Consider the following 26,930-nt stretch of genomic DNA (forward strand, 5'->3'; position numbering starts at 1 on the left):
AATAATGAATATTACACAAGATAACTTAGACATTTTCACGGGGTCACATGTTGAAGTCTCCGTGTCTACTATGGTGGATAACCAGCCGGACTTTTTCGATCCTGCATTTAGTCCTATCGAGAACGTCGCAGCATTCCCTACGCTAACCGAATCCACAGAGATCCAGACGTTAGAAGAGTATGATCAGGACGCTACGGGTAAACTTGCTGGCTATCGTAAACTTGAATCAACTACGTTAGTAGTAAACCGTGTTCTGGATGACGAACATCAAGACATGTTGATGAAAGCGGTGAATGATAAAACTCCTTTACGCTTTCGTATGTTCTATGTTGTGAACTCTGGCTATAGTGCTGCTAACACAGGTTACTACGTCATTTTTGACGCTTATGTCTCGTCACATAAAACAAAATCCGGTGATAACAAAGTTACTACAATCGAGTTTAAATTAGAACCTGATGGCGGGATTCTAGATCGCGGTATTGCTACCGAAGGCCGGATCTTACGTCAAGGTGATTTTGGTTTGGGTGCTGGTGTAAATCCATTCACGGGTCCGATTGATAGCGAAGCATTAGCCGGAAACCGTTTCGTAACCTATCAGGGATCGAGCGCATCTAACCCATTTAGTGCTGATACTTCACTAATTCACGTTCAACCTAATGAAGATGGTGGATGGCAATTAACTTGCACCGCTTCTGGTGCACCACGTTTACGAGTTCGCACAGTCCAGAAAGACGGTAATTCTGGATGGGTGAAATTGTATTCCACAGAAGAAAAACCGACACCAGCCGAGATTGAAGCCGTTTCTATCCATGACCGGATCGATTTCGGGGAATACTGATTGCTTCTCTAAATAAAACATGACGGGGAGGTTAACGCCTCCCTTATTCCTGTTTTATGTGAGGTGATTAGATGCAATCAATCCAATTTAAACGAACTAATGTTTCTGGCAAAAAGCCAACGCCGGAACAATTACAGGTCGGTGAGGTAGCAATCAACCTTAAAGACCATGTTATTTTTACCAAAGACCGAGATCATGAAGTAGTTCAAATCTCTGTTTCTCCTGAAACTCACGCGGCACTAGAATCTAAAGTTGATGCTAACAAACAAGAATTGGATAGCACAATTGCAGTAAATGACCGCAATATTCACGCTAAAGTAGATGAAATTAAACAAACTACTGATTCTACTATCGCAGCAAATCATGCAGAAATTAACAATAAAGTTGATGTAATTAAACGCGAAACCGACGCGACAATCGAGGCCAATAAAAATAAAGCTGCTTCCGATCTTGCTGGTGTTAAAGCTGAATTGTCGGATACCATCAACGCTAATAAAAATGCGGCTGCTGTAGCAACTCAGGAACTGGACACCCGCATCAATAAAAAAGTTGATGATATTAAATCCCGTACTGATGCAACCATCGCAAGCAATGACAAAGCAATCAATGACAAAGTTGATCTGATTAAGACAGAAACTGACCGCACTATCGCAGCAAATAAAGTCTATGCGGAAAATCAGTTAACTGACACCTACAATAACCTTACTGGTGTGATTGCGGCTAATAAGCAAGAGGCAGCGGATAACGTCGCAGCATTAACCCGTGATGTTGAAGCCAAAAATTCAGCAATTCATAGCAAAGTTGACAATAACAAGTCTTACACTGATTCTGAACTGGCACGCTTAGAAAGCCGTATTGATGCAGCCGACGGATCGAGTGATGGCAAGTACATCAAAAAACACGTAAACACTTACACTGATGGCTATTTGCTATCTAAGACCGCAAACTATTTTGATGATCCGAGTGCGCGTAATCTTGATTATTTTGGTGCATTCCGCATGAATGACCTGGCGGGTCATATTGCAATGATCTTGCATGTTCCGCATCCATCCGGTGTTAATCATGCTCGTGGTTTTGAGTTCAATTATGGGTCTAATCCGGTTCCTACGGTAAAAACATACGGCTACGATGAATTGGGTAACTTGTCATATTCTCACCGCATGTATCATGAAGGTGATAAACCTACTCCGGCTGAAATTGGCGTATATTCGAAAGCAGAAATTGACCGACTGTTCCAGAAGACGCTTAATTTTGGTATCGAGGGCGGTTGGTTTAAACTAGGCACTTTGACAATGCCACAGCAACACGGTCGCACCGCTAAGATTCGTTTGGTTGGTGGTAACGGTTATAACGTCGGGATGAATGGACAAGCCAATATTATCGAATTGGTGATTCGATGCGGCAACAATAGCCCGAAAGGTGTTGTATTCAATGCTTATTATAGCATCTGGTATCACGAACAACATTTTTGCGCTATTCCAACCGATGGCGACAATTACGATCTTTACGCTTACTACGGTGCACATACAGGATTTGTTTTAGTAGAATATCAAGTTTCTTCCGGTGGTGTTTCTTTAAACCTGTTGGATACTCCTGAATATCTGGGTGGTGAAAAACCTGTTGCAGATGAAATTTTTGATGCTCTTAACATTTCATCGTTCAATAACTTTAGCAACCGTGGAACATTAAATTTTGCTGGCAATCATCAAGGCCAATATGACATTGAGCATTTGAACGAACAACCGACAAATGCTAAAAAGATGTTGCGTCGCTTCCGTAGTTCTGCTCCTGCCACTATCTGGCATGAGACAGTTGATGATAACGCATATCGTCTTGCTACTGGATACGAAGATACAAATCAGGAATTATTGCTGACAGCAACATCCGGGTTACACGTCAAGAAATTAACATTGGATGGCGGTGTTACTGGAAATTCTGGTATTGATATTCGTCGAGGACCAAACGAATCAAGCCATTTTAATTTCATGGATTATCGCACTGGTCAAGATGTTCGTAATGGCTGGTTTGGTTTCGGTGATGGTCAGACCAAAGATTTTATTTGGTGGAACGATAACGGTCAAAACTCAATAAACTTGGTCGAAAACGGTGAATTGCAGATTTCTGGCGGTAAAGGTCAGAAAATTGTAATGTATAGCGAAGTTGCATTATCTGAAAATGCTCGTTTGGCTGTTAAAGGTGGTAACTATGGCATGATATTCCGTAATGATGGAACGAGCTTTCATCTGCTTACTACCGATTTAAAAGATTCTTTTGGTACTTGGAATAATCGCAGACCATTCAGTTATGATTTTGCGGACGGTGGATTATATTTAGGTGGTACTGAAACTGCTCGTTGTTTGCATCTGGGAATTGATGGTAGCACCCGTCTTGAGGACAGTCTTTTCTTTAAAGCTGGTTCTCGTCAATCAATGGACTACTTAGAATTTGTTCATTGGGGGGCAAGCAATGTAGGTCGAAATAACGTTTTAAGTCTTCGTGACTCAAAAGGATTTTTAGCAGAATTTGAGCGTAAAGGTGATAACACCATTCAAAATACATTCTTCGGAAGATTTAAAGTCAACGGTGATTCTAACGTTATTACCGTTAATGCTCCTACTGATTCTGATGCTGTTTATGTGAAAGGTACTTGTAATGATGTAGATAACTGGTATATCGGTAAAGGTGGTGCTGGTAATGGATTAGTTTTTTGTAGTTATCGGTCTAATGCGGCTGTTCATCTCACAGATAATGGTGAGGTTTTATTAGCCCCACAAAACACCGCAATTGTTAACATCAATCGCGACCGTATACACATCAACGGTACACAGTGGGTGGCAAATCAGCCACATGGCTGGGGTAATCAGTGGCTGTCCGAAGCTCCTATATTCGTTGATTTTGGTACTGGTGTTCCATATGATACCTATATGCCAATCATTAAAGCCCGTAGCCAAACTGCTGGCGGTTATGTAACTAAGGCCGATTTTGGTATATATCGTCGTGGTGCTGGTGATACTTGGGGTTGGGGTGATGCTGTTATTCGTGTCGGTTCTGCCGAAAGTGGTGATAGTAGTCATCCAAACGCTAGATTCATGTTCCAAGCAAATGGAGATTTTAGAGCACCTGCTGGCCTCCGTGCTGGTGTTAACTTGGGTGTTGGTACTGATCCTGTATTGGGTGGACATTCTATTGCTATCGGTGATAATGACACTGGCTTAATGTGGGGTGGTGATGGACGTATTAACCTGCTTGCTAACGGACAGCATATTGCATCATGGGGTGTTTTCCATCAAGAACATCCTGGGCTATGGTCTGTCGGTGCTGGGTTCTGGACAGAAGTCGATAAAGCGATTATTTCTCACGGTCACTTGATTCAGGCGAATGACAGCTATTCTACATATGTTCGTGACATTTATATCCGTTCGGATATTCGCGTGAAGAAAGACCTAGTTAAATTTGAAAATGCATCTAAGACACTTTCAAAAATTAACGGTTACAAATATCTTCAAAAGCGCGGGACCAATGAAGACGGTAGCGAACGTTGGGAAGAAAACGCTGGTTTGATTGCTCAGGAAGTTCAAGCTATTTTGCCGGAATTGGTTGAAGGCGATCCAGATAGCGAAAACCTTCTTCGTTTGAACTATAACGGTGTTGTTGGTTTAAATACTGCTGCAATCAACGAACACACCGAAGAAATTGCACTTCTTAAAGAAGAAAATAACCGTCTGAAAGAAGAAAATAAAATTCTTCATGATCGTCTTGCTGCAATTGAAGCAAAATTATTTGGTTAATTTAAATAGCGGGGAGAAATCCCCGCTAAGGATTTTAAATGGGCTATTGGGTAAGTAATGAACAAGGCACTAAAATAGATGCTGTAAAATGGCATGTTTTTGATATTCCTAATGGATATGTCCCCGGTCGTGCTGGTGTTGCCGTTTTGCGGCATACTGCTAATGATGTTTGGGGTGATATTCATATTTCCGTTGACGGTGTGGTCGCCGCGCGTCGTCGTGGTGGTGGGGATTGGGGATTTACGGTTAATGCGTTTGTTCCTGCTGGATGTACTGTCACCTTTGGTCATGGTGGTGGCGGTGGTATTGAATACTTTAAATTTATGGAGTTTTAATTATGGCTGGATGGGTTGATGTAAGAATGGCTAATGCTATTAGCATTTATGCTAATGGCGGCTGGTTTGGTATCCCTAATGGTTGGGTGACGGATTCATGCGGTATTGTGTCTGTTCATGCCGAAGCCGTTGGCGGTGGAGGTGACTTGGACGCCGAATTATATGTAAACGGTACTCTCGAATCAGGCCATCACGCTGGTAATGCAGGAAGTTGGGGGGCAAGTTCTTTAGTTGGTGTTGGTGCTACTGTCAGTTTTAGCATTGGTAAAGGAAGTTTAAACCACTTCCAATTTAGGAGAATGCATTAATGGGATATTGGGTGTATGGCGTTTTAGACAATAAAGCCGGTAAAGCGAGTCAGGGATGGTTTGATATTCCTAACGGTTGGACAGCCGACGCTTTCGGTACGGTTTCATTTGGTGCTAGTTCTTCTGGTGGTGGCGGTGGTGACTCCGAATTGCTTTTGCATGGTTTTTGTGTGTCTGGAAGTCATAAGGGTCATGATTGGGGACAGATTCATTCTTGTATTGCACCACAAGGGGCAGTAATTACCGTTAGCACGAATAGAGGGATTGCTCATCTTCGTTATCGTAGGTTGAGTAACCGTTAATAAATAGAATTACGGGTATGTGCCCTATTGTTTAAAATAGAAGGAAAAGAATAATGACTACTAAATTTGATATTTTTTCTGGTGGCCTCGTTGGTCTGTTTCTGCAAGAAGACGTAAGCAATAAAGACCTTGATGCTGAAACCTATCTGGAAATTCCAGAATGTGCGGCTTTCCCGGAAACTGGTGTAGAACGTTCTACTATCGATGTTCCTAACTTCGGTGGTCCGTATAACCGTAAGCTGGTTGGTCGTATGTCTGTACCGGATATCGAACTTTCGATCAACTACATGCCGGGTAACGAAGTACACGAAAAACTGATTAAAGCAACCGAAGACGGTAAGCGCGTACAGCTTAAAATTGCTTACTACATCGACGCTACGAAAAAATCTGGTGTGCACATCGCTTATAACGGCTTCCTGTCTAAAACTACCATGACTGGTGGTGAGGATGCTGTAGTAGGCCGTACCTTCACCTTTGTAGTAGATGGTGCTCCGGTTAAACAAGCTGTTTTCCAGAAAGTCGTCTAATATTATCTAGCCATCCTTCGGGGTGGCTTTTTTGTTTCCAATTCTAAATAAACATATCTAATTAACTTAAGAGGAAACAATAATGAATATTAATGAAATGTTAGCCGCACTCTCTCCGAAACGCGAATCTCTGACCATCGGTGGATTTACTTTCTATGCTCGCCCTATGTCAGTAAAAGAATTTAATGAACATGTTTTCAATACCGATAAAGAAGACCGTGATGAACGTTCTATTCTTCGTTGTATTGAAGATGAAGACGGTAAGCCAGTATTTGAATCTATGGAACAAGTTAAGGCACTGTATACTAACGTCCGCAGTGAATTAATCGGTTTAGTTGCTCAAGCGTCATTGATGCAAGATCCGGCAGTAATTGAAAACGAGGTAAAGTAAACCCGCTTCTGAATTTCTACTTTCGGCAAATGATGCGATCGGGGCTTAGTAAAGATGAAATGGATAATATGCCAATCACTCTATTTTGGAAATTATACATTTTCGACACCTACTTAGAACCACAAAGCCCCGCGTTTCATGATATGCAGAATGCGATGTTGCAGTATTCCATGTATATGACGTCGCAAGGAATGACTCGTGAAACTGCAAAGAAACTCAAGCCTAGCCAATTCCAATTAATTAGAGAAGAAAAACTCTTTAAAACTAAAGAAGAACTGGAAGAACTTGCACGCAAGAAAGAAGAAGAACGTAAAGCGACAATGCTGAACATGTTTGATCCATCTTTGCTTGAGAAACTCAGAAGCGGTTAAAGGGGGAATTTATGACAAAACATATAGTAACAATAGAAGGGGATAATAAAGGGCTAAAGAGAAGCACTAGTGAAGCCGCTGACCTGCTCGATGATTTGTCTGAAAAGGCAAGTAATATTGATTTTGGTGGTGGCTTGTCTGGTCTGACTGGATCTCTTCGTGGGATCGCTGGCTCTGCTGGTTTGGCTGCTGGTGGTATCGGCTTAGTTGCGACCGCAGTGGTTGCAGCCGCTAAAGCTGGCGCGGAATACGTTAAACAATATTCAGAAGTATCTAAGGCGACCGGACTCTCGATTGAATCCCTTCAAAGACTGGAAAAGGAATTTTCTGGCACTGGCCTAACAGTTGAAAAATTTGGTGATATCAACAAAGACACCTTAGACAAGATGGGTGATGCATGGGCTAACGGTGGCGGTATTGCCGATGACTTAGAATCGGTTGGCCTTAAGTTAGAAAACTATGCTCACTTCATGACTGATCCGCAAGGTGGTATGAAAGCGGCGATCCAAGTGTTCTATGACATGAAGAAAGCCGGAAAATCAATGGCTGAAATCAAGTTCATGATGGAATCTTTAGCCAGTGATTCAAGCCATATGACCAGCCAGCTTGAGAAATATAATACTGCTCAAGAGGCGATGATCGCTATTCAGAATCAATCTGTTAACGTCACCGAAGAAAACGCTAAAAAATATGATAAATTTTCTCAAAATATCAATAAGCTGGAAAATAACCTGAAAGGTGTCGGCATGACCATTACTGGTCCTTTGGTTGATAGCTTAAACTGGCTATTTGACTGGTTTAATATTGATTGGGAAAAGAGTTCTCTATTCAGGGCATTAGATCGACTGAATAAAGAAGGCAAGACCGCAACTGGTGGTATTCTTAACACCAACCATAAAGACGCTCAAAAGATTATTGACAAGTACAATAAAGAAAAGCGTTGGAATAATCTGGCAGATTGGGAAAAGGCCGCGATCCGTGGTGCTGGTGTCGATCCTCGTACTGCTGGCTTTGATGTTGAAGGATTTAAGAAACGTTTTGGTGATTCTTATAAGAAAAATGGCTCTCTGATTGTTGTCGATAACGGGGAACATCTAACTCGCAAGGCAGATCCTAACCATGATTTGACTATCCCGACTACACCAACTCGACCAGCTTCATTGGGTAAGTCTGGCAACGAGAAGAAAGCCGAGGAAGAAGCCAAAAAGAAAGCGGAAGAGGCAGCTAAAAAGGCTAAGGAAGCCGCAGAAAAAGCACAGAAAGCACGCGAGGATGCAATCAAGCGTCTGAATGCACTTGATGTTAAATTGCAAGGGCAGGTCGCCGCGTCTATTGCTTCTCAGAACAAGCAGTTAGAATCCAGCTTGAAAGATTTGGATAATGCTGTTAAGTTGGGGCTTATTTCTCAGCAAGACGCAGCCGCGAAACGCCAATCCTTAATCGATCAGAATACTGAAAACGTATACAAAATGGTTTTAGGTGCTGATCCGGTTGATGCTTTGAATGCCTTAACACAATTGCAACAAATAAGGGACAACGAGCTAGAAAGCCATAAACGGTTACTTGATGGTAAAGCTATCTCCTACGAAGAATATATGCGTCGTGTGAACGATACCGAGCAAAACTATTCTCAGATTGAAAATTCTTTACAGGGAATGGATGGTTTTAAAACCAATCAGTTGACCAATGGTTTAGATTATCAGGACTCGAATAACCCGTTTGCTAAATTTAATGCAATCGATAAAGAGAAATCGGACGCTGAACAAGATTATAAAACCGATAAACTCAAGATTGATGGGATCACCGATCCGGCTAAACGGATGGAAGCATTAGAAAAACTCAATGAAAACCATCAAAAACGAATGGCTGCAATTGAGAAGAAATATGCTGATGCTCGACAGTCAATAGCCGATGATATGTATGGCGGTTTTGCTGCTGCAATGACTCTCTTCGGGCAGGAAAACACTAAAGCTATGCAGATGGCTTTCACTGCTCATAAAGCATTCTCCATTGGACAAGCGACGGTGAACATGTGGACGGCTGCTACCGATGCATGGAACGATCCGACCAACGTAACCACAGGTCAAAAAATCGCTGCTGCTGCATTGGCTGTTTCTCAGAACATGGGGAGCATCGCAAACATCAAGTCTACTAACGTTAGCGGTATGGCTCATGATGGTATTGATAACATCCCTCGTGAGGGTACATGGCTGCTTGATAAGGGTGAACGAGTAGTTGATCAGCGTACTAACGGTGATTTGAAAGACTTCTTATCGGCTCAAAAATCAGGCGGTGGTAACTCTCAGCCGATTGAAGTTAACGCACCTTTGAACATTAACGGCAACGTTAATAGCTCAGACAAGATGGTCATGGATGCTATCAAACGTCATGCTAAGTTAGTTGCTCAGGCGGTAGAAGACGCACAGCGCCGTAAGATGTAATTAAAAGCCCTCATAGTGATAAATAATCATAAAACTATGGGGGCTTTTTCTATGTTCAAATCCAAAAATATTAAAATCACAGATTTTACTCTTAAATCAAAACAACCTTTCTTCAAGGCGCAATCTATTTCTGGTAAGTTCCAGCGTCGCTTTACTGGCATCCATTTTTACGAAGCAGAATTTACCGCGAATTTCATGGCTCAGGATATTAACGAAGTAAAAGAATTTGTAGCACGTCACCTTTTTGGTCGTCCTTTCAGTGTGCCACTGTCTTACTTTTCAAAATATACAGGTGATGTACGCCAGATGGTTACGGCTGCTGCTGGTACTGCTCGCGGTGGGCGTAAGGTGAGAATCTCCAACTTCACCGGAACACTGAAAGCGGGAACGATTGTACAGTTTGAGAACCACAAGAAAATCTACACGATCACCGAAGATGTGAAATCAGGTGGTGAAATGAAACTCTTCCCTAACTTGCGTCAGAACGTCCTGGCGGGTGAGGTGATCAAGTATCAGAACGTAGAAGGTGAATTTGTTCTCAAAACTGAAAACATCGATTGGAAGATCGCCCAGATTGGCAAGATGAAATTCGAATTAGTGGAGAATGTATAATGGCAACTATTCAGGAATCATTCAGCAAACTATGCACTAATCTTGACTTCATTGAGGTATACAACGACCAGACAGGTCAGAACGTGTCTAGATTGACGCTACCGCAGCTTTTCTCCACTGGATCGATGTTTCACATTATCGAAGTGATAACAGCGTCAGGGGACGTTCTACGGCTTACAGATGGGTATTTCGATTTGGACTATAACGGATTTACGTATCTCGCAACGGGTGATTTTCTTCAAATCTCATCGAATACCGAAGAGAAGGAGATCAACAACAACGGGATCAACGTAACTGTTTCTAACGTTCGCGAAGAATACATTACCCTGATTCGAAACAAGCAATTCGATAAATCAGATGTGAAAATCGAAATGGTTTTCCTGAACCCTAACACGGGCAAGGTTGAAACCACTTACCCTGTTTTCCGTGGGGTAGTCGATTCCATCGGGATTAACATCGAACATGAAGATGATGAGTGTAAAAACGAATCAGAATTTCAGCTTAATAGTATCTGGGAAGTTCTAGATAAAAACGCTCGTAGTCATGCCTCCGATGGTATCCACCGTTCCTATGTTGGAAACGAGAACGATCTATTCTTCTCTCGTGCCGGGAAGTGGAATAGCGAAAGCCGCTGGCATTCATCGAAGAAATAATCCCTTCTCCTTAAGCCTAGTAAATAACAGCATGGAGGTATTCAACATGCTAAAAACTAGGCTTATCACCGATTACATCAATTCTTTAATAGGTCGGGAGTTCGTTCAAGGCGAGAATGATTGCAATCTAATTGCATGTAAGATCATCGATATTCTCGCTGGTACTGACCTATATAATTCTCTTTATAAAAAATATTCAACTAAAGAAGAAGGCTTGAAAATCTGCAAAGAATTAAGCGGATACACAAATATCCTTCAACCAATTAAGAAACATTTCAAATTAGTCACTGATGATTTACAGGACGGCGACTTACTGGTCACAGCCCACAAATTAGGAAACCGCAAATATTATTCCGTAGTTCCTCATTATTCCGGTTATGGCCTCGTTGAAGAAGATGGTATCTGGATGACCATTCCTGTTTCAGACATTGACTATGAACAAGTTTATAGATTCGGGGGTGAATAATGGGATTTGAAGTATTGGTAGGCGCGGTTATTGCTGGTGCGTCTGCTGGGATGGCTGCTGCTGCAACATTTTCTGTTATGACCGCAGTCGCTATCGGCATGGCTGCTGGTGCAATGACCTTGATCGCTTCCACTGTAGGCGCACCAAAAACACCTAAAGTACAAAGCCCAGATAATGCGGTGACACTAGGAACATCAAACGATCCTAAAACAGTATTACCCGTTCTTTTCGGTACTACCCGAACTGGTGCAATCTGCGTTTACAAAGCAATTTCACAGCGTGAAAATAACAAACTGGTACAAATTTTTGCTATTTCAGAAGGTGAGATCGATCACTTTAAAGCACTGCACATCGATAATAAAAACGTTCTCATTAGTCAGAATATGACAATTCGTGATGGTATTCTCGATAAAGGAAACATTAAAGACGAATACCGCAAAGTGTTAGAAGTCGAGTTTCGCACTGGTAAAAATCCGAACACTGCATTGGATCTGGCTAAACATCATTTGGGCGCAGATTGGGATGATCGGTATCAGGGTAACGGTATTGCGACCATGTGTATTGTTTTACGTCGTGATGACAAATCTTTGGCTGCTGGTGTTGATATTCTCCAGCCTAATAGCCAGGTAGCTGTCGATGTTATGGGCTTAAAAATCCGTAACCTTGAAACCAATGCTATTGAGGCAAGCACTAACGGCGTGGACCAGATTTTCCACTACCTAACAAATGAAAAATATGGCTTATCCGTACCAATTGAAAACATCAACGTTGATTCATTCCTGAAAGTACGTAAACAAGTACGCCAGATGGACCTACATTCAAACGGTGCATGTGATCCGAACGCCAGCTTTAAAGAGAACTTAACTAGCCTTATGCAGACTTTCGGCGGGGTAATGTTCGAATCCTTTGGAAGAATTACTCTGAAACTGGATGCTCCTGATATTGTTAAGCATACCTTCAATGAAGACAATATCATGATGGGAAAAGTATCACTGAAAACAGGTGGCACTAACGGTTATTTCAATACCATTAACGCAATGTATCAGGAACCATCAATCGACTATTCCGAGCAAATGCTACGTTATCCGGCTGATGCTGAAAACGATGCTACTATTCGTCAAGATGGTCGAATTATCGCTAAAGATATTGAATATCGTTTTGTTAAGTCTAAAGCCCAGATTGATAAACTAGCGAGTGTAGAACGAAATAAATCTCGTATCACTCAGGTTATCAGCTTCATGACTACTGACGCATTCACTGCCGAAGTTTGGGACGTTATCAGCGTAACCTATGATGAATTGAAACTGAATAATTCACTTTGGCGTATTACTGCAATTGATCGCTCGATTGATTCTGGTATTGCTGGGATGATGACTATCACCGCCACAGAATATAATTCTCAGGTTTATACTGACCTGAACTATGCGGCGACTCCAGACAATAGACCTACTGGTTTACCGGATTCAATGACAGTACAGAAACCGACTAATTTCAGAATTAAGGCAACTGGTGAGACAATCCACGGTAAAAACGTTACTTTGACATGGGATGCACCGGAAGATTTTAACCGCTACGGTTTCCAGATTGATTATCGTGTGAGTGGATCACCTAACTGGATTAAGCTGGGACAGACTTCACAGCAAATTTTCAATATCAATGCACTGGCAAAAGATCGCTCCTACGATTACCGCGTTTGTGCTTTCGGTATTATTGCTCGTTCCGAATGGGTGGAACTGGTTAACCAGAATCCAGAAGTTACCTATGAATTGCCGACTCCGGTTATTCGAATCAAAAATCAGGGTAGTTCACCTGGTACTTTCGAAGGCAATGATCTGATTATCGAATGGGAAAATCAGCAACAATTAGAGGTGATGATCAACGGCGAAGCTAACAAGTTTAGTGACCTGTTTGAAGCATACATTATCAAGGTAACTAACAAGGCTGGTAAGTCTATTCAGTACCGTACCCGCGATCCTGAATCATGGACTTATACGCTTGATATGAACCAGTTTAACGGCCTTTCCCGTGAATTGACGGTAGAAGTATCGGCTAAGGGCTATAACAACTCAGAGAGCGCCCCAGCGCGTTTAGTGGCTATCAACCCACAACATAAGCCGATGAAAGGTTTTAGTGCGCGTGGTGGCTTTAATACTGCGTTTGTTAGCTGGGCGGATGACGTAGAACATGACTATGCAGGGTCAATCATCCAGTATGCAACCGATAACACTTTCTCAGATGCAAGGGCAGTGACTACCAATAGCGTTAGTCATACTTCCTTTGATTTGGCTGACGGTGATTATTATATCCGTGGTGCTCACTACGATATTTTCGGTATGGATGATGCTGTTTGGTCTGAACCGTATTTCATGCAAATGAAATCTACCATTAGCTGGGACGATCAGGACAAAGAAGCACTTGAAGACCTGATTGGTTTACAAGATCGCTTAGATGAAACCATCGCGGATGCTATTGCTCAAGCTGGCGCTAATGCCGATGCTAAGATTGATGCAATGCATAAACAGATTACTACCGAGACAGGGCAGACGGTCCAAGCCTCAGCCGATACTCTCAAGAGTCTGATTGCTACCAGCGAGCAAGCTAGCTCCACTAAGATTGATCAGGTTAAAGCTGAACTGAAAGGCGATATCACCAATGAAGTTAGCGCATCTGCTACTACCCTGAAACAAGCAATTGCTACCAGTGAGGCAGCAAGCGCAAGTAAGATCGACCAAGTTCGGGTAGAAATGGATGGCAAGATTGCTGGTGTGAATCAGGAAGCAGATGTAAAAATCGATGCTTTGAAGGGAACCATTAACAGCAAATATAATCTGGCAGTTAATGCAGATGGTCGCGTGGCTGGTATTCATATGAGCGCAACCAACGATCCGGCGCAACCGACGAGAATCATCTTTACGGCTGATAAAATCGCGGTAGCTCCACAGAACGGATCGGAAGTATGCCCGTTTGGTATCGAAGATAACAAAGTTTATCTCGATAATGCGATGATTCGTAATGCTGCAATTGGCACAGCCCAGATTAGTGATGCTAGTATCACCACGGCTAAAATCGGCACAGCCCAGATTAACGGCGCTCACATCCAACACGCACAGATCGGAACAGGTCATATCATTGATGGCTCTATCGATAATGCTAAAATTGGTAACTATATCCAGTCTTATAACTGGAATGGTAACGATGGATGGTATATCGGCAAAGATGGCACTTGTCATTTTAGACACGCTAATATTCGTGGTCATTTGGTGGCTGATTCCGGCGAAATGAACAACGTAACGATTAATTCAAGTTGCCGCATTTTGGGTATGCTTGATGCTAATCAGGTGCGTGGTGACTTCGTGAAAGCTATTGGTCGTCGATTCCCACATTGGGACGAAAACCCATCATTGGGCTATCCCGGTTATCCGCAAGGTACAATCACTGTTCGAATTGAAGATGATCACCCGTTTGATCGTCAGATTATCGTTCCGGCTATTAGCTTTGGTGGTCTTAATGCGCGTGAAGGCTCGAATAACAATACTTACTATGATAACTGTCGCTTGATTGTTCGCAAGAACGGTGCTGAATTATATAACCGTGCATATGGTAGACAGACTGGATTGTATAGTGCTGTTATTGATATGCCAGCCGGACACGGACCAGTTACGCTAACTTTTGAAGTAAGTTCAAGCGCAATCAACAACTGGACTCCCAGCACATGGATCAGCGATCTAACGGTAATGGTAACTAAGAAAGCCGCTACTGGTATTTCTGTTTCTTAAAATTTAATTCTAATAATTAATCCCGCTTAATTCTTTTGAGTTAGGCGGGATTATTTTTATCTAAATAATTCTGCCATTAAATTATAAAATATCGGGGGCGTAATGACTGAAATTATATATGGCGGTATCGGTGTTATCGCCTTAATTTGTGGTGGTCTTTGGAGACTTCACCGAAATCAATTAGCAACAGAAAATAGATTGTCGAAATTAGAGTCCAATGATGCATTGTTTAATCAGAAGTTTGAAACAATGCAAAGTAACCACGACCAGATCGCCGAGAGAGTTTATCGCATGGAACAAACACTACACGGTATAGAGAAGAAAGTGGTTGCGATGGACGCCAAATTTGACCAAGTTCTCGACATACTCAAACAAAAATAATAATAAAGGGGTGAATATATGAAGAATAAACTTAAGAAATATTTTGGTTATCTCTTGATTATCGCCCTCACTTATAACGTAGCAATTAGACCTCTGCTAACGTCCTTTGGGCTTGAACTCCCGGCTATGACCGTGGATGAACAATTGCTAAGGACACTGGCGGGGGTCTTTTCGTTATTAGGGGGCTAACATGGCAACCAGTACCAATAAACGAAACGCTCTAAGGACTAAGAAAGCGTTACGCCAATGGACTGATAAAGCAACCGATACATTCGAAAGGGCGATAGGGGAAGGGGCGATCTTTGCTTCCAGAGCACTCCAGAAGAAGATTAACAAGAATGTTGATAGACCTACTCGCTGGACTCAGCAAGCTGTAGGTAATACCAACTACAAGAACCGATCAGGGACGAGACACCAAATCTTCATCAAGGGCGCAAGGGATAAGGACAAGAAGATCGGCAGTCAAGACGACTATCTGAAACACTATTTCGATGGTGGCAAAATCAATAAGCTAGTGCCAATAGCTAACGGTAAGGTCTTAGACTCCCACGGGAACATTAAGGCCATTAAAGGCGGTAAGATGATGCGTAACATCGAAAATGGCAACTTCATCAAGGTAGAGAACAAGGAAGGGACTTTTATCATGAAGAAGTACAAGCCTAAGAAATCCCGAACCAAACGCGCTAGGAATGGATCGGCGGTGGCAAAACGTCGCTTAGAGAAACGCATACAGAAACAGAGCAAGCGAATTGTTGCCGTTAAATCGGATAAAATTTCTACTCGTTATTCGACGCTAGGATCGTGGGAAAGCAACGAAGCAATGATGCTTGAAAACATCAATAAGCACATTAAATCGCGCATGAAATACGTTTAATCCATAAATACCCTCATAGAAACTTATGGGGGTATAACATGGCTAAAAATATTTTCACTGAATTTCCTACTTATCCGGTCGATCAGCTTTCCGGTATTTTTATTAATGGCATTAGCCCAGAATCAATGACACATGATTTTGAGGCGAAGAGAGTTAAACATAAACAATATAAAGAATGTATCCGCGATCATGAAAAAGGGACCGTGTTTTGTGTCGCTACATTGGCTAAACGTCCTAAGTATCGTTTTCGTGTAGGACAAGAAGTCGATGTAGTTAATCCTTATAGCTTTAACTGTCTGGGTGATGCACGCGCGGTGTGTGTAGGCACTGCTCCTTATTATATCAAGGGTATGCGCTTTATTGGTTATATCTTCGAAATGATCTAAGGGGGTAATATGTTAAGTAAGCATTTTTCTCGCAAGGAATTTAAATGTAAATGCGGAAAATGTGATTATGATACAATCGACGCTGAATTACTGGTGATTCTTGAGGATGTACGCGAACACTTCGGGAAGCCAGTAATTATTAACAGTGGGAACCGTTGCCCGGCTCATAACAAGAATGTAGGCGGGGCAACCAACAGCTATCACGTTCGAGGCCGTGCGGCTGACATTGTGATCAAGGGTGTCTCCCCTGATATTGTCTATGCTTATCTTGATGGGAAATATCCTACTCAATACGGCTTAGGAAAATATAAAACCTTTACGCATATTGATTCCAGATCAAAAAAATCACGGTGGAATGGATAAAATTAAAGCGCCTCTAGTGGGCGCTTTTTTTGTTATATAGCAATTGTTTTAGTTGCATAGCTGAACTTGTCGGTTAGATAATAGCGGATTCTCTCAAGTGCATGTTTTACCGCATAATTTTTATGCTTGACTTTTCCGTTACGACCGAATATACACAGATGATCGATAAGATCCCAGACCGTTGCAATGTCTTTCGAACCATGTTTACGCAATGCACGACCGATACTCTGACGAACGATAGTTGATTCCTTCACTGGATGACCGAAAATAACATGATGCAAATTCTTAATTGAAACACCAGTAGAGAACACACCATAAGACGCAACACAAATGATCCCGGTGTCACCCTCCGCCATTTTCTTAAATTCATCACGTTCTTCTGTCTTAACTCCACCGTCAATATAATAAACCTTGTCGTGTACCTTCTGTAACGCGTCATACATAAGTTTTCCGTGCTTAGTATTGCGGAACATAAGGAATACGTTTTCGCCCTTCTTAGCGAGTTTTAGCGCCAAATTACAAGCAAACTTATTACGTCGTGGGTTAGACGTAATATACTTGATCTCTTCCGCATATTCTCTACCCTTAACCGCGCTACATTCCTCATCGGTATAACGAAGGAAAAGACAGTTAATTTTCAGTTTTGTCACCTGGCCTTCTTCCATCAGGCGGTCAATACTCACGATCTTAGAAATATCACCGAAAAGCCCGACATACTGCATTAAATGGCACTTTGATTCTTTCGGGGAACCAGTCATACCAATTTTGAACTGGCAATGATTCATTCCGTTAATGATATTGGTAATATTTTTGGCACTAGCCTTATGCGATTCATCAACTATCAACATTCCATATTGTTTGAACCATTCAGGAGGCATCTTGCACGCTGATTGCCAGGTACTAACCGTGATTAACCTGTCTCCCGGATGTTTCCCGCTACCACTCATCATTGTATGAATTGCTTCATAAGGGAATAACCGATAATCGATGAAATCATCCCTCATTTGAACCACTAGCGATGTAGTCGGAACAATGATTAACACTTTTCCGGTGTAATGCTCTAAGTACCAGCGAGACAGCATACAAGCAATCAATGACTTTCCGGCACTGGTAGGAAGAACCAGCATTCTACGGCGATTATGAATACCCTGAAAGACTGCCTCCCTTTGATACCAGTAAGGATTGATTTTATTGCTACCGGAATACACTTCTAAGGAATCAATCCATTCATTAATCGCGTCTTTGGTTACATCTTCCTTCTCAAGTAATCGCGGGTCAATCCAGACTGAATAGCCCATATTTTTAACGAAGACACCCAATGTTTTTAATAGTCCAATTGGTAGGGTATTTTCATGCGTAAACAGTCTTATTCGTCCATCCCAGCCGGAATACTTGTAGCGGGGGCTAAACCTAGCCCCTTCAACCTCAAACGAGAAATAATCCCTTAATTCCATTCCGATAGAAGGAGAGCAATCAACCTTAACGAAACTGTAATCTTGAAAATGAATTTTAATATCTTGCATTAGTTCCACTCCACACTTGCAATATTCTTTATATTGTTTAGTGATTTATTGCAGTAGTGGAATGTTTCAGTTTTGCCGTATTCAATCCCGCCTATACCCACATCCAGTAATCTCTTTATTGCTCTTTCAGTGGCTAAAGCATGTTTCATTGATGGCATTTCACCAGCAAAGACAATATCAAAGTTATGACCGGGATTGCGTACACCCAGATTAACACGTCGCTTGATGATTGACTTTGTAACACCAAATTTACCAATATCCCCTGATTTCATTACATAGAGATAAGGCACACCCGCTTTATATTGAAAGTAATCACTTTTGAGACAAGCACAGCGTTTACCTTCATTAAGCAGGTTGGTAGCTGATTTGTCGGCTCTATTGCCGCATCGGGTACATGTAAGAGCAATTCTTGAATGAAGCCCTTTAAACTCACCCAGAAAGCCATGAAAGACTAACGGTAAGTCCTTCTCTTTGATGTGAGTCAGAATGCGTTGTTCTAATGCCGATGGAGTTACAGCACGGGAGGATTTAGGAGTAAAAACAATATCTTTAGCCATTACTGGAATCATATAGACCTCACTTTTTTAACTTATAGGCATAACCTCAATATGGTTGGTTTGGGATTTAGGGTCGCGTATTATACACATTCAGATAGAGAATGCAATAGTAAGACAATTTTCTCTAATAAATAGTAGTGAGCTTATTATTTTAGAGGAAACTACTATGAAACTTGCTTACGCTGCCGAAATTCCTTTTGTTAAGAAAACTCGCGGTTTATCGCCGGAAGAGTACCAACAACGAATCATCGCTAAACTGGAACCTGCTTTCGTATTTGGTGGATTTATCCTACCGTGGAAGGGTAATCACACTTACTTTCGAATCTACAATTTAGATACACAAGAATATAAGGACTACAAATTACGCAAACTGGAAGATACTAACGGGGGTGAGTTATTCCAGACTGAAAAGGCTGTATGGTTGAAAATGGAATCTCGTTGTAATGAGAAGGGAAAGAAGTTCCTCGGATGGCAAGGAGAATGGAAAGGGAGAAATAGAACGAAAGCCCGTGTTTTGTGCCCTGAACACAATCAAATCATGACGCCATCTCTATTACATGCTCTCAAAGATGATTTCGATTTTGATTGCAAAATCTGTATGGCTGAAAAATCCCAACGGGTAAGAAGTGGCAAGACTTTTGATGAAGTTATTAAGGACAAAGAGACAATCATCAATGCACGTTGCGAGAGTACGCCTTACACCTTCAAAGGATTCATCATAAACACCCCACACCTAAAGGATGTTAAATTTAAAACCTATTGCAAGACACATAACCACGAATGGGAATCTCATTTAAGATGTGCTGATTCTTTCACTTGTCCGCTTTGTATTAAAGACCAACTGGTGCAACTGTCTAACCGGACTTATCAGGGTAAGGCTAGTTTCTACATTCAATTATTAGATGACAAATTTATTAAATTTGGAATCACTACCCGGAAACCAGAAGAACGAATGAGAGAGCAAACCAGAAAGAGCAACTTCACTCACCGCTTAATCTTTACTCATGAGTTTGAGGATGGTTGGAAAGCCGTTGATTTAGAGCATGAAGTAAAACAACGCTTCAAGACTCATGCAGCACCCTACAAAGATTTCAAGGATGGATGGTCGGAAACTCTGACTATTGATGAGTTACCACACTTACAGCAACTGGTTTATGACTACCTAACCAATCAACCGGACGAGGCTAATATGTGGGTATCTCCGAAAGATGTATTTGATGACGATACATTCAAGCTACATACTCACTTCTACGGCATCAATAAACCGGAATTTTTCTGTATTGATGACGACAGTCCTGATTTAATGGATGAATACTTTAATACGCTCTTAGACGCTGCCTAACGCAATTAAATTCAAAAGGGGTACAGATGTACCCCTTAAAGTGTTTAGCTCGTTATACGTCGATTTAGGCCGCTTAAATTCCAAATTCCTGTAATGGACCTGGTATTTCCTCTTCTGGTTTCCAGTTCTTATCTGTCAGCATGTCTAAACATGGATGCAAAACAAGCCCGTTACTTTCCAGAATCTGTCTATCATTGATAGTTTTCAAATCAATGAATATCCGGCCTTTCCTCGTTCCTCTTGAATTTTCTATTACAACTCTCTGGGTCTTTCCATCGATGTATTCCAGTACAAACAAGTTTTTGTTTCTGTCAATCCTGCTACACCCGATCCGCTTTAGAGCTTGCTTAATCTTAAACCGGACCTTTAGTCGTTCCTCGTTATAAACATCTTCTAAATCAAATTCTGCGAGCTTCTCCCAGCCTTGAGAGTCCACAGAATACATTTCCTCTTCTGCCATCTTGATCTGATTGTAGAGTGTTTCACGCTCGCTATTGAGGGTAGTAATCTGATCGGCTAGCTCCTTCGTTGCTCCTGTCATAGCAGAAAGGGCAATCAGGTTATCAATCTTGCGTGATATTTCATCAACCTGTACTTTCAACGCCGGAACCGGATTAGCCTTATCCTCAGCAATCCAGATTTTATCAGCCAGCAATTGCAATACAGCTTTCTCTAATTGATCCCCTCGAAAACTCCAGTTTGGATGCTCGCAATCAAGTCTACGTGAACGGGTCGCATCACATGTATAACGATACTGGTCAGAACGTTTGTTTGTTCCCTTCACTTTAACCATAGCGCAACCGCAATGATCACATTTCAATAGGCCAATGCCACTAAGCAGGGGGATCGGTTTAGCTTCTTCCTTGTCTCCAAAGTTCCATGCTCTAGCACCAATATTTTTCTTAAGGTGATAGAACGTAGCATCATCAATAACACGAGGGTAATAATCCTTTAACTCATAGTTAACACCATCAACAGAGACCTCCTTGATACCAATCAAAGCGCGGGTATGGAACAACCTTTCAACCATTGCCCGTGACCATTTTGAATGCTTCTTGTTGCTTACTGCTGGTGGTGGTGCATATGTCTCGTTAAGGTGATCCAGTATTTCGGCGGTTGAACGTCCATTCTTCCGTAATTCCACAATCTCCTGAACAACAGGGAAGTACACCGGATGAGGCAGCACATAACCGGAAGTGGTATCAGTCCACCACATATTCTTTCCAACTTCCTCGATTGCCACTGCCGGATTCTGGGGATTTTCTTGATGGGCTTTAATCTTAATCAGTGCGCTTGAGTTAGTACGATTGCGCTTAGTCTGGCTTTCCTCATTACCACGGATGAATAAAAGGATGGAGAACATCAGGTCCATCGGATTAGCGGTAACAGTATCCAGCGAGTAGATCTTGTTATCCATGCCAGTAACAATGGTTATTCCCCTACGGATGATTGAAAGGAATAACTCCTGCGCACTGACAATATCGGCACGGGATAAGCGGTCCAAGTTTTCAATGAATAGCCAGCTACCAACAGGAACGGATCTACCAATTGCATCAAGGAAACGAGATAGCGCCCCTGTTTTAGAGTTAGCACCCTTAAACGCAGATACACCCAGATCCTGATAATCATTTACCAGTTCAAGGTCATACTTTGCCGCAACCTCTCTCGCCATCCTGATTTGTCGTTCATAACTCGAACCATCACTCTGACGCATAGACGAGAAGCGAATATACGAATATAGTTTAGTTTTCATACCATTTCCAAAACAAAAAGCCCCTACCGCGTATTATAACGATAGGGGCATTGGTTAGTAAGTCATTAATATTTCTTTCCAGTTAGTTTTGCATCACGTTTATTAATATCCTCGATATGACTCCATACACACGCAGTAATAAAGTCGTCATCGTCACCAACTCCGGCAACCTGTGCTAATTCAGTACACAGTTGATTTAAAGAAGGTGCAACGGCAGCACGCTTGACACTATCACCCTGTACATATTGTTCGGCATTTGCAGCACCAACCAAACCCAGAGCAAGAACAACACCCGCGATAATCTTTTTCATAGTAGAATTTCCTCTTGTTATTTGAATTACGATATATTTATATCGTTAAAAATTGATGCTAATTACCAGACCAAACACAACCGCACCAATCAAATCAATCCAGTTAATACACAATCCGCTATATTCTTTCTTGAATGTCTTGGATGAAATGCCATCATGAAATTGTTTCATTGCTCACCCCATACTAACGACAAGATAAGAAAGACTAATCATAGTTGTGAGACTACCTCCCACGAATGAGATAAAAGCTAACATGTTTGATTCTCCATTTAAAAAGCGGTGGGAATTGCACCCACCAAATTAGAAATTACTTCTTGCTAATAAACTCTTTGTAGATAAAATCTAAGACTTCCTTTAACTTCTTATCGGTGTCAATCATCGCCGGAAGTTCTTCTTTAATATCGCGAGGAAGATAAACATTACCTTTCCAGAACAAGCAACCACATTGAGCAATCGAATAGCTGAACATCCATTCACAATCTTGTTCTATCTCCCAGAATCTAACCTGCTCATCTTCGAGTTGAAGTTCGATTCCACGGCGGCGAGCATAGTTATGGATTGCTTTGGTAATGTTCATCGTTGTATCCTCTCGTGTTATTGTGGGTACATGATATTAGGGAATCCTAAATATGAGATAGATGTTAAAGCCGTTGCTGAAGCAGCCGCGAAACATCAGGTGGCGCTGGAAATCAATAATTCCTCATTTTTACACTCACGTAAGGGCAGTGAAGACAACTGTCGTGCGGTAGCCGCAGCGGTACGTGATGCTGGAGGTTGGGTGGCATTAGGCTCGGATTCTCACACCGCGTTTACCATGGGGGAATTTGAAGAGTGTCTTAAAATCCTCGACGCGGTAGATTTTCCGCCAGAGCGCATTTTGAATGTTTCTCCGCGCCGCTTACTGAACTTCCTTGAATCTCGCGGTATGGCACCGATTGCGGAATTTGCAGACCTTTAATTACTAGTAATGGAAATATATTAATGAACGAGTTTTCTATCCTCTGTCGTGTGCTGGGTTCGCTCTATTACCGCCAACCACAAGATCCTTTACTGGTGCCGCTGTTTACCCTGATTCGTGAGGGGAAACTGGCTGCGAACTGGCCACTGGAGCAGGATGAGTTGCTGACACGTTTGCAGAAAAGCTGTGATATGACGCAAGTCTCTGCCGATTACAATGCGTTGTTTATCGGCGATGAATGTGCCGTGCCGCCATATCGTAGCGCATGGGTTGAGGACGCAACGGAAGCGGAAGTGCGCGCTTTTCTTTCTGAACGAGGGATGCCATTAGCGGATACGCCTGCCGATCACATCGGCACATTGCTGCTTGCGGCTTCCTGGCTGGAAGATCAGTCAACGGAAGATGAGAGCGAAGCACTGGAAACACTGTTCAGTGAGTATCTGTTACCCTGGTGTGGCGCGTTTCTTGGCAAAGTGGAGGCCCATGCAACCACGCCTTTCTGGCGCACCATGGCACCGCTAACCCGCGATGCCATTAGTGCAATGTGGGACGAGCTGGAAGAAGATTCTGAAGAGTAAATGTGATCTACGTCACTCATAACTGCAACGTATAATTTGTTGTTGCATAAAATGTGTGCTCGATCTCATTCATGGCCGCGTTTTCTGCTATCATGCGCGGCATGAACATACTTCTCTCTATTGCAATCACAACAGGCATTCTCTCCGGTATCTGGGGATGGGTGGCTGTTTCCCTGGGCTTACTAAGCTGGGCGGGCTTCCTGGGCTGTACGGCCTACTTTGCTTGCCCGCAAGGTGGGCTGAAAGGGCTGGCGATCTCCGCTGCAACCCTGCTTAGTGGCGTGGTGTGGGCGATGGTCATTATTTACGGTAGTGCACTGGCACCACATCTGGAAATTCTCGGTTATGTCATAACCGGTATTGTCGCGTTTCTGATGTGTATTCAGGCCAAACAGCTGCTGCTTTCATTTGTTCCGGGAACGTTTATAGGCGCATGCGCGACGTTTGCCGGGCAGGGTGACTGGAAACTGGTGTTACCTTCGCTGGCGCTTGGGCTGATATTTGGTTACGCAATGAAAAACAGCGGCCTGTGGCTGGCGGCGCGTAGTGCAAAGACGGCGCACCGTGAGCAGGAAATCAAAAATAAAGCGTGAGGGGCACTCACGCTTTTGCTTAAACAGTAAATGCCGGATTATTAATTCTGGCATTTTTATCTGTCAGGATTCCGGTGGAACCGACATATGGCGGTATTTCACCAGAATGTCATTCTGCCGTTCTGCTTTATTTTGCAAATCCCACAGACCACGGTCGATACCATCATTAATCAGGAAAATGACCCCTGTTTCGATAGCCGACATCAGGCACAGCATAACAGGTTCGTTCGAGGTGTAACCCACTTCCCCTTCCAGCAAGCGCTGGTAGTCAATAAAGCGGAAAACCCCGGCCTGAACTTCATAGGAAAGTATCGTCTTACTGGTGTTCACCGAGGAGAGGATCTCACCGGTACTCACATTGACGACGCGCAGGTTCACGGCAATCTGATCGAGCTGGTATTGCGTGTCGGCACCGATCCCAAAATATCTTGCCCCAACCCCGCCCGATTTGACGTTGCTTTCATAACCGATAATCGAACCTTCAACCATGATATTTGCCGCCGTTAAAGATTGCAGCGGGATTCGGTTATTAATGGCAACCGTGCCGTTTTCTTGTGCCGCACGAATAATCTTGCGCTCGTTAAGCAGGTTTTGTAAGCCCTGGCGCTCCAGCGGTATAAACCAGCGAGAATCTTTCAATGCCGTGACCAGCATCGCCGTGGCGCTTTGCGGAACAGCAGTGGAGAAGTTACTTGCCGGGTAGGGTTTAAATTGCCCGGTTTCGTCCTGAATGTTGTATACCGAAACAAAGATCTTACCCGTCGGCGCTGGCAGATGGGTCAAATCTTTGTAGCTCTGAGCACGAGGCATTAATGTCGGTCTGGCGGCTTCTTTAGGCGGGGCGGTTAAGCATCCGCTCAGTAACATGACGGCAACCAAAAGAAATAAGCGCTGCATGATTATTTTCCTTATGAAGCTGGGGCTTAAAAATCGGTTGAGTTATTTTGTAAACCCGAAACCTGGATGGTCGAGGTTTGTCCGGTTTTACGATCTGTCACGTTCAACTGCAATTGACCATCGCGGTTAGCAATATCAACAATATAATCGTTGGTCACCATGCGGCCCGGTTTACCGGTATTAATATTCGACAGTAGCCCACCTAAAATTTGTGACTGGATGGCCTGAGTAAAGTTATCTAACGCTGAGGGTGTTTCAATACCAAAGTCATCGTTATAGCTCGGATCTTTATAAGAGTTTTGGGCCTGAGCGCTATTTAATAAAAAAGCGCCATTATTTGGGTTACCACCAAAGTTTGGATTACGGAACTGGAAAGTCATGGTTCCAGCCCAACTTAATGGCGAAATAAGCATGAGTAGAACTACTGCATGTTTGACACGCATTGCAGCCTCCGAACAATTTTTTATTTAGAATTCATCATGCGCCAAATCGCCCGTACTTAATAACGCCTGATTTATCTGGCGACGATTTAGTGCTTCTTCAGTTTGAATCAGTGCAAAGACGACAGTTTTTTCGAAGTCTCTTTTCAACGGGAATAAAAAAGTCTGGAAAATAACGTCCTGATTCACCGTTATAGTGATCCAGCTTCCCCATCGTGCACTGGGCCTTTCATTAATCGTTAAGTTACCCGTATAGTCACTTTCCCATTTATCACTAAAGGCTCGGTAAAAATCATGGCCAATAGATGAAACAGTATGGTCAGTTAACAATCCCGGGACTTCTACCTCAACGGCGTGAAGATTCCCTGCGGCGAACAGAAATTCTGCCGCCACAATCCAGCGTAAATAACGTTTCATGGCTTTATCGCCTGAGGTTATCGTTTGCCCAGGAAACCGCTTGTGTCCGGTTTTTTACGGCTATCTTCTTGAAAAGATTATAAAGATGCGTTTTAACCGTATTTTCGCTGATGAACAACGAACGAGCGATCTCGTTATTAGACGCGCCGATACGCAGCTTATTCAGGATCTCTTTTTCCCGATGAGTAAGGAGGGCTGATTCCGTGCTGTTATAACGATAGTTACCAGAATGTGTAATCAGGTAACTGGCAAGCTTTTGCGTAAAGTAGCATTCGCCGCGCAGGACGCCTTGCAACCCATTGACAACACGTTCTTGATCCTCCATGGCATAAAAAACGCCGTTGATATGAGGCCAGTTTTCAATGTCGCGGTACGGGTAATCTTCAGGCGTATTTAGCAACAATATTTTGATATTGTTGTTTTTCCTGCTCAAAGTATCCTGCCAATAATGGATAAGCTTTTTATCCGCTTCCATCATATCCAGAAGAATAATAGAGCCTGAAGAGATATCGTCCAGAGAACGTTGAATATTATGTAATTTTCCTGTAATTGCCAGCGATTGTTTAAGGTGCTGCAAGAGAGCTGTCGCCTGCAAAGAAGGTTTAGTGATCAACAATAATGTATGACCATGAATACTATGGACTTCATTAAACATGATGAAACCCCGCTTTTTTTATTGATCGCACACCTGACAGCTGCCTCTAAAATAGAAGCACCAGAAGTACTGACAGATGTTGCACTGCTGTGTG

The 26,930-nt window shown here is 42.6% G+C and carries 30 protein-coding genes and 1 pseudogene; 22 read left to right on the forward strand and 9 right to left on the reverse strand.

What is annotated here, in order from left to right; all coding sequences use genetic code 11:
• Window positions 1–4 precede the first annotated feature (4 nt).
• The 18 genes from HUZ68_RS09080 to HUZ68_RS09165 all read left to right on the forward strand — a co-directional run bounded on the left by HUZ68_RS09080 (window position 5) and on the right by HUZ68_RS09165 (window position 16,812).
• Complete coding sequence (locus HUZ68_RS09080) at window positions 5–838, forward strand: hypothetical protein (protein WP_239594135.1); 834 nt, start codon at window positions 5–7, stop codon at window positions 836–838.
• A gap of 71 nt (window positions 839–909) precedes the next feature.
• On the forward strand, window positions 910–4,626 hold the full coding sequence (locus HUZ68_RS09085) for a tail fiber domain-containing protein (RefSeq protein WP_239594137.1): 3,717 nt from the start codon (window positions 910–912) through the stop codon (window positions 4,624–4,626).
• Between the two features lie 38 nt (window positions 4,627–4,664).
• Window positions 4,665–4,961: a hypothetical protein gene (locus tag HUZ68_RS09090; protein ID WP_064559669.1), complete on the forward strand. Its 297-nt coding sequence runs from the start codon at window positions 4,665–4,667 to the stop codon at window positions 4,959–4,961.
• 2 nt (window positions 4,962–4,963) lie between these two features.
• Window positions 4,964–5,269 (forward strand): hypothetical protein, encoded by a 306-nt coding sequence (locus HUZ68_RS09095; RefSeq protein WP_239594140.1) that lies wholly within the window; start codon window positions 4,964–4,966, stop codon window positions 5,267–5,269.
• Complete coding sequence (locus HUZ68_RS09100) at window positions 5,269–5,571, forward strand: hypothetical protein (protein WP_239594141.1); 303 nt, start codon at window positions 5,269–5,271, stop codon at window positions 5,569–5,571. Before HUZ68_RS09095 ends, HUZ68_RS09100 begins: the two co-directional genes overlap by 1 nt.
• Before the next feature lie 53 nt (window positions 5,572–5,624).
• Window positions 5,625–6,098: a phage tail protein gene (locus tag HUZ68_RS09105; protein ID WP_213859272.1), complete on the forward strand. Its 474-nt coding sequence runs from the start codon at window positions 5,625–5,627 to the stop codon at window positions 6,096–6,098.
• An 82-nt stretch (window positions 6,099–6,180) separates the two neighbouring features.
• Complete coding sequence (locus HUZ68_RS09110) at window positions 6,181–6,489, forward strand: hypothetical protein (RefSeq protein ID WP_001024483.1); 309 nt, start codon at window positions 6,181–6,183, stop codon at window positions 6,487–6,489.
• A 68-nt stretch (window positions 6,490–6,557) separates the two neighbouring features.
• On the forward strand, window positions 6,558–6,860 hold the full coding sequence (locus tag HUZ68_RS09115; protein WP_239594143.1) for a hypothetical protein: 303 nt from the start codon (window positions 6,558–6,560) through the stop codon (window positions 6,858–6,860).
• A gap of 11 nt (window positions 6,861–6,871) precedes the next feature.
• Window positions 6,872–9,301, forward strand: a complete 2,430-nt coding sequence (locus HUZ68_RS09120; protein ID WP_239594145.1) for a hypothetical protein — start codon at window positions 6,872–6,874, stop codon at window positions 9,299–9,301.
• Between the two features lie 51 nt (window positions 9,302–9,352).
• Window positions 9,353–9,913, forward strand: coding sequence for a hypothetical protein (locus HUZ68_RS09125; protein ID WP_064670664.1), 561 nt, complete (start codon window positions 9,353–9,355; stop codon window positions 9,911–9,913).
• Complete coding sequence (locus HUZ68_RS09130; protein ID WP_225381272.1) at window positions 9,913–10,566, forward strand: hypothetical protein; 654 nt, start codon at window positions 9,913–9,915, stop codon at window positions 10,564–10,566. The genes HUZ68_RS09125 and HUZ68_RS09130 overlap by 1 nt, the downstream gene beginning before the upstream one ends.
• A 46-nt stretch (window positions 10,567–10,612) precedes the next feature.
• Complete coding sequence (locus tag HUZ68_RS09135) at window positions 10,613–11,032, forward strand: DUF6950 family protein (protein ID WP_239594148.1); 420 nt, start codon at window positions 10,613–10,615, stop codon at window positions 11,030–11,032.
• Window positions 11,032–14,808, forward strand: coding sequence for a phage tail tip domain-containing protein (locus tag HUZ68_RS09140; RefSeq protein ID WP_239594149.1), 3,777 nt, complete (start codon window positions 11,032–11,034; stop codon window positions 14,806–14,808). Before HUZ68_RS09135 ends, HUZ68_RS09140 begins: the two co-directional genes overlap by 1 nt.
• Before the next feature lie 102 nt (window positions 14,809–14,910).
• Window positions 14,911–15,189 carry a hypothetical protein gene (locus HUZ68_RS09145; RefSeq protein ID WP_032166775.1) on the forward strand — a complete coding sequence of 93 codons (279 nt, stop codon included), beginning with the start codon at window positions 14,911–14,913 and terminating at the stop codon, window positions 15,187–15,189.
• A gap of 18 nt (window positions 15,190–15,207) precedes the next feature.
• Window positions 15,208–15,378 carry a hypothetical protein gene (locus HUZ68_RS09150; RefSeq protein ID WP_153443508.1) on the forward strand — a complete coding sequence of 57 codons (171 nt, stop codon included), beginning with the start codon at window positions 15,208–15,210 and terminating at the stop codon, window positions 15,376–15,378.
• A 1-nt stretch (window position 15,379) separates the two neighbouring features.
• Window positions 15,380–16,063 carry a hypothetical protein gene (locus HUZ68_RS09155; RefSeq protein ID WP_239594152.1) on the forward strand — a complete coding sequence of 228 codons (684 nt, stop codon included), beginning with the start codon at window positions 15,380–15,382 and terminating at the stop codon, window positions 16,061–16,063.
• Window positions 16,064–16,101: 38 nt separating this feature from the next.
• Window positions 16,102–16,449: a hypothetical protein gene (locus HUZ68_RS09160; protein ID WP_001097085.1), complete on the forward strand. Its 348-nt coding sequence runs from the start codon at window positions 16,102–16,104 to the stop codon at window positions 16,447–16,449.
• A 9-nt stretch (window positions 16,450–16,458) separates the two neighbouring features.
• On the forward strand, window positions 16,459–16,812 hold the full coding sequence (locus tag HUZ68_RS09165) for a D-Ala-D-Ala carboxypeptidase family metallohydrolase (RefSeq protein WP_096963036.1): 354 nt from the start codon (window positions 16,459–16,461) through the stop codon (window positions 16,810–16,812).
• Window positions 16,813–16,844: 32 nt separating this feature from the next.
• Here the strand turns inward: HUZ68_RS09165 and HUZ68_RS09170 are convergent, their stop codons facing one another.
• Window positions 16,845–18,335: a DEAD/DEAH box helicase family protein gene (locus tag HUZ68_RS09170; protein WP_096099860.1), complete on the reverse strand. Its 1,491-nt coding sequence runs from the start codon at window positions 18,333–18,335 to the stop codon at window positions 16,845–16,847.
• Window positions 18,335–18,892 (reverse strand): hypothetical protein, encoded by a 558-nt coding sequence (locus tag HUZ68_RS09175; RefSeq protein ID WP_133256790.1) that lies wholly within the window; start codon window positions 18,890–18,892, stop codon window positions 18,335–18,337. Before HUZ68_RS09175 ends, HUZ68_RS09170 begins: the two co-directional genes overlap by 1 nt.
• Window positions 18,893–19,058: 166 nt before the next feature.
• Here HUZ68_RS09175 and HUZ68_RS09180 point away from each other — a divergent pair, with 166 nt between their 5' ends.
• A complete protein-coding gene (locus tag HUZ68_RS09180) occupies window positions 19,059–20,234 on the forward strand; it encodes a GIY-YIG nuclease family protein (protein WP_032166779.1) in 1,176 nt (391 codons plus the stop codon).
• Between the two features lie 73 nt (window positions 20,235–20,307).
• Here the strand turns inward: HUZ68_RS09180 and HUZ68_RS09185 are convergent, their stop codons facing one another.
• The 3 genes from HUZ68_RS09185 to HUZ68_RS09195 all read right to left on the reverse strand — a co-directional run bounded on the left by HUZ68_RS09185 (window position 20,308) and on the right by HUZ68_RS09195 (window position 22,875).
• The gene (locus tag HUZ68_RS09185; RefSeq protein WP_239594154.1) at window positions 20,308–21,987 is read right to left on the reverse strand and encodes a recombinase family protein; all 1,680 of its coding nucleotides are present in this window, start codon (window positions 21,985–21,987) and stop codon (window positions 20,308–20,310) included.
• Between the two features lie 65 nt (window positions 21,988–22,052).
• A complete protein-coding gene (locus HUZ68_RS09190) occupies window positions 22,053–22,298 on the reverse strand; it encodes a hypothetical protein (RefSeq protein ID WP_000719875.1) in 246 nt (81 codons plus the stop codon).
• A gap of 307 nt (window positions 22,299–22,605) precedes the next feature.
• A complete protein-coding gene (locus tag HUZ68_RS09195) occupies window positions 22,606–22,875 on the reverse strand; it encodes a hypothetical protein (RefSeq protein WP_089639879.1) in 270 nt (89 codons plus the stop codon).
• Here HUZ68_RS09195 and HUZ68_RS09200 point away from each other — a divergent pair.
• The 3 genes and pseudogenes from HUZ68_RS09200 to HUZ68_RS09210 form a co-directional block, all read left to right on the forward strand.
• Window positions 22,861–23,256 (forward strand): annotated as a pseudogene (locus HUZ68_RS09200) (hypothetical protein); the annotation flags it as partial. The gene HUZ68_RS09195 and the pseudogene HUZ68_RS09200 overlap by 15 nt on opposite strands.
• Before the next feature lie 23 nt (window positions 23,257–23,279).
• A complete protein-coding gene (gene ycdY / locus HUZ68_RS09205; protein WP_001001917.1) occupies window positions 23,280–23,834 on the forward strand; it encodes a molecular chaperone YcdY in 555 nt (184 codons plus the stop codon).
• 101 nt (window positions 23,835–23,935) lie between these two features.
• A complete protein-coding gene (locus tag HUZ68_RS09210; protein ID WP_001300785.1) occupies window positions 23,936–24,427 on the forward strand; it encodes a DUF1097 domain-containing protein in 492 nt (163 codons plus the stop codon).
• 63 nt (window positions 24,428–24,490) lie between these two features.
• Here the strand turns inward: HUZ68_RS09210 and csgG are convergent, their stop codons facing one another.
• Genes csgG through csgD form a run of 4 tightly spaced genes read right to left on the reverse strand, consistent with a single transcriptional unit; the run spans window position 24,491 to window position 26,836 of the window.
• Window positions 24,491–25,324 carry a curli production assembly/transport protein CsgG gene (gene csgG / locus HUZ68_RS09215; protein ID WP_001189321.1) on the reverse strand — a complete coding sequence of 278 codons (834 nt, stop codon included), beginning with the start codon at window positions 25,322–25,324 and terminating at the stop codon, window positions 24,491–24,493.
• 26 nt (window positions 25,325–25,350) lie between these two features.
• Window positions 25,351–25,767 (reverse strand): curli production assembly/transport protein CsgF, encoded by a 417-nt coding sequence (csgF, locus tag HUZ68_RS09220; RefSeq protein ID WP_001264088.1) that lies wholly within the window; start codon window positions 25,765–25,767, stop codon window positions 25,351–25,353.
• Window positions 25,768–25,791: 24 nt separating this feature from the next.
• A complete protein-coding gene (gene csgE / locus HUZ68_RS09225; protein WP_000833288.1) occupies window positions 25,792–26,181 on the reverse strand; it encodes a curli production assembly/transport protein CsgE in 390 nt (129 codons plus the stop codon).
• Window positions 26,182–26,185: 4 nt separating this feature from the next.
• Entirely contained in the window at window positions 26,186–26,836 is a 651-nt protein-coding gene (gene csgD, locus HUZ68_RS09230) for a biofilm master transcriptional regulator CsgD (RefSeq protein ID WP_000481500.1), read from the reverse strand.
• Window positions 26,837–26,930: the final 94 nt, after the last annotated feature.

This window comes from Shigella dysenteriae, assembly GCF_022354085.1.
In the GTDB taxonomy this organism is placed as follows: domain Bacteria; phylum Pseudomonadota; class Gammaproteobacteria; order Enterobacterales; family Enterobacteriaceae; genus Escherichia; species Escherichia coli.

Bases quoted from the DNA above. Each gene is read 5' to 3' on its own strand.
- HUZ68_RS09080 (WP_239594135.1), top strand. From the start codon at position 5: ATGAATATTACACAAGATAACTTAGACATTTTCACGGGGTCACATGTT.
- HUZ68_RS09085 (WP_239594137.1), top strand. From the start codon at position 910: ATGCAATCAATCCAATTTAAACGAACTAATGTTTCTGGCAAAAAGCCA.
- HUZ68_RS09090 (WP_064559669.1), top strand. From the start codon at position 4,665: ATGGGCTATTGGGTAAGTAATGAACAAGGCACTAAAATAGATGCTGTA.
- HUZ68_RS09095 (WP_239594140.1), top strand. From the start codon at position 4,964: ATGGCTGGATGGGTTGATGTAAGAATGGCTAATGCTATTAGCATTTAT.
- HUZ68_RS09100 (WP_239594141.1), top strand. From the start codon at position 5,269: ATGGGATATTGGGTGTATGGCGTTTTAGACAATAAAGCCGGTAAAGCG.
- HUZ68_RS09105 (WP_213859272.1), top strand. From the start codon at position 5,625: ATGACTACTAAATTTGATATTTTTTCTGGTGGCCTCGTTGGTCTGTTT.
- HUZ68_RS09110 (WP_001024483.1), top strand. From the start codon at position 6,181: ATGAATATTAATGAAATGTTAGCCGCACTCTCTCCGAAACGCGAATCT.
- HUZ68_RS09115 (WP_239594143.1), top strand. From the start codon at position 6,558: ATGCCAATCACTCTATTTTGGAAATTATACATTTTCGACACCTACTTA.
- HUZ68_RS09120 (WP_239594145.1), top strand. From the start codon at position 6,872: ATGACAAAACATATAGTAACAATAGAAGGGGATAATAAAGGGCTAAAG.
- HUZ68_RS09125 (WP_064670664.1), top strand. From the start codon at position 9,353: ATGTTCAAATCCAAAAATATTAAAATCACAGATTTTACTCTTAAATCA.
- HUZ68_RS09130 (WP_225381272.1), top strand. From the start codon at position 9,913: ATGGCAACTATTCAGGAATCATTCAGCAAACTATGCACTAATCTTGAC.
- HUZ68_RS09135 (WP_239594148.1), top strand. From the start codon at position 10,613: ATGCTAAAAACTAGGCTTATCACCGATTACATCAATTCTTTAATAGGT.
- HUZ68_RS09140 (WP_239594149.1), top strand. From the start codon at position 11,032: ATGGGATTTGAAGTATTGGTAGGCGCGGTTATTGCTGGTGCGTCTGCT.
- HUZ68_RS09145 (WP_032166775.1), top strand. From the start codon at position 14,911: ATGACTGAAATTATATATGGCGGTATCGGTGTTATCGCCTTAATTTGT.
- HUZ68_RS09150 (WP_153443508.1), top strand. From the start codon at position 15,208: ATGAAGAATAAACTTAAGAAATATTTTGGTTATCTCTTGATTATCGCC.
- HUZ68_RS09155 (WP_239594152.1), top strand. From the start codon at position 15,380: ATGGCAACCAGTACCAATAAACGAAACGCTCTAAGGACTAAGAAAGCG.
- HUZ68_RS09160 (WP_001097085.1), top strand. From the start codon at position 16,102: ATGGCTAAAAATATTTTCACTGAATTTCCTACTTATCCGGTCGATCAG.
- HUZ68_RS09165 (WP_096963036.1), top strand. From the start codon at position 16,459: ATGTTAAGTAAGCATTTTTCTCGCAAGGAATTTAAATGTAAATGCGGA.
- HUZ68_RS09170 (WP_096099860.1), bottom strand. From the start codon at position 18,335: ATGCAAGATATTAAAATTCATTTTCAAGATTACAGTTTCGTTAAGGTT.
- HUZ68_RS09175 (WP_133256790.1), bottom strand. From the start codon at position 18,892: ATGGCTAAAGATATTGTTTTTACTCCTAAATCCTCCCGTGCTGTAACT.
- HUZ68_RS09180 (WP_032166779.1), top strand. From the start codon at position 19,059: ATGAAACTTGCTTACGCTGCCGAAATTCCTTTTGTTAAGAAAACTCGC.
- HUZ68_RS09185 (WP_239594154.1), bottom strand. From the start codon at position 21,987: ATGAAAACTAAACTATATTCGTATATTCGCTTCTCGTCTATGCGTCAG.
- HUZ68_RS09190 (WP_000719875.1), bottom strand. From the start codon at position 22,298: ATGAAAAAGATTATCGCGGGTGTTGTTCTTGCTCTGGGTTTGGTTGGT.
- HUZ68_RS09195 (WP_089639879.1), bottom strand. From the start codon at position 22,875: ATGAACATTACCAAAGCAATCCATAACTATGCTCGCCGCCGTGGAATC.
- ycdY (WP_001001917.1), top strand. From the start codon at position 23,280: ATGAACGAGTTTTCTATCCTCTGTCGTGTGCTGGGTTCGCTCTATTAC.
- HUZ68_RS09210 (WP_001300785.1), top strand. From the start codon at position 23,936: ATGAACATACTTCTCTCTATTGCAATCACAACAGGCATTCTCTCCGGT.
- csgG (WP_001189321.1), bottom strand. From the start codon at position 25,324: ATGCAGCGCTTATTTCTTTTGGTTGCCGTCATGTTACTGAGCGGATGC.
- csgF (WP_001264088.1), bottom strand. From the start codon at position 25,767: ATGCGTGTCAAACATGCAGTAGTTCTACTCATGCTTATTTCGCCATTA.
- csgE (WP_000833288.1), bottom strand. From the start codon at position 26,181: ATGAAACGTTATTTACGCTGGATTGTGGCGGCAGAATTTCTGTTCGCC.
- csgD (WP_000481500.1), bottom strand. From the start codon at position 26,836: ATGTTTAATGAAGTCCATAGTATTCATGGTCATACATTATTGTTGATC.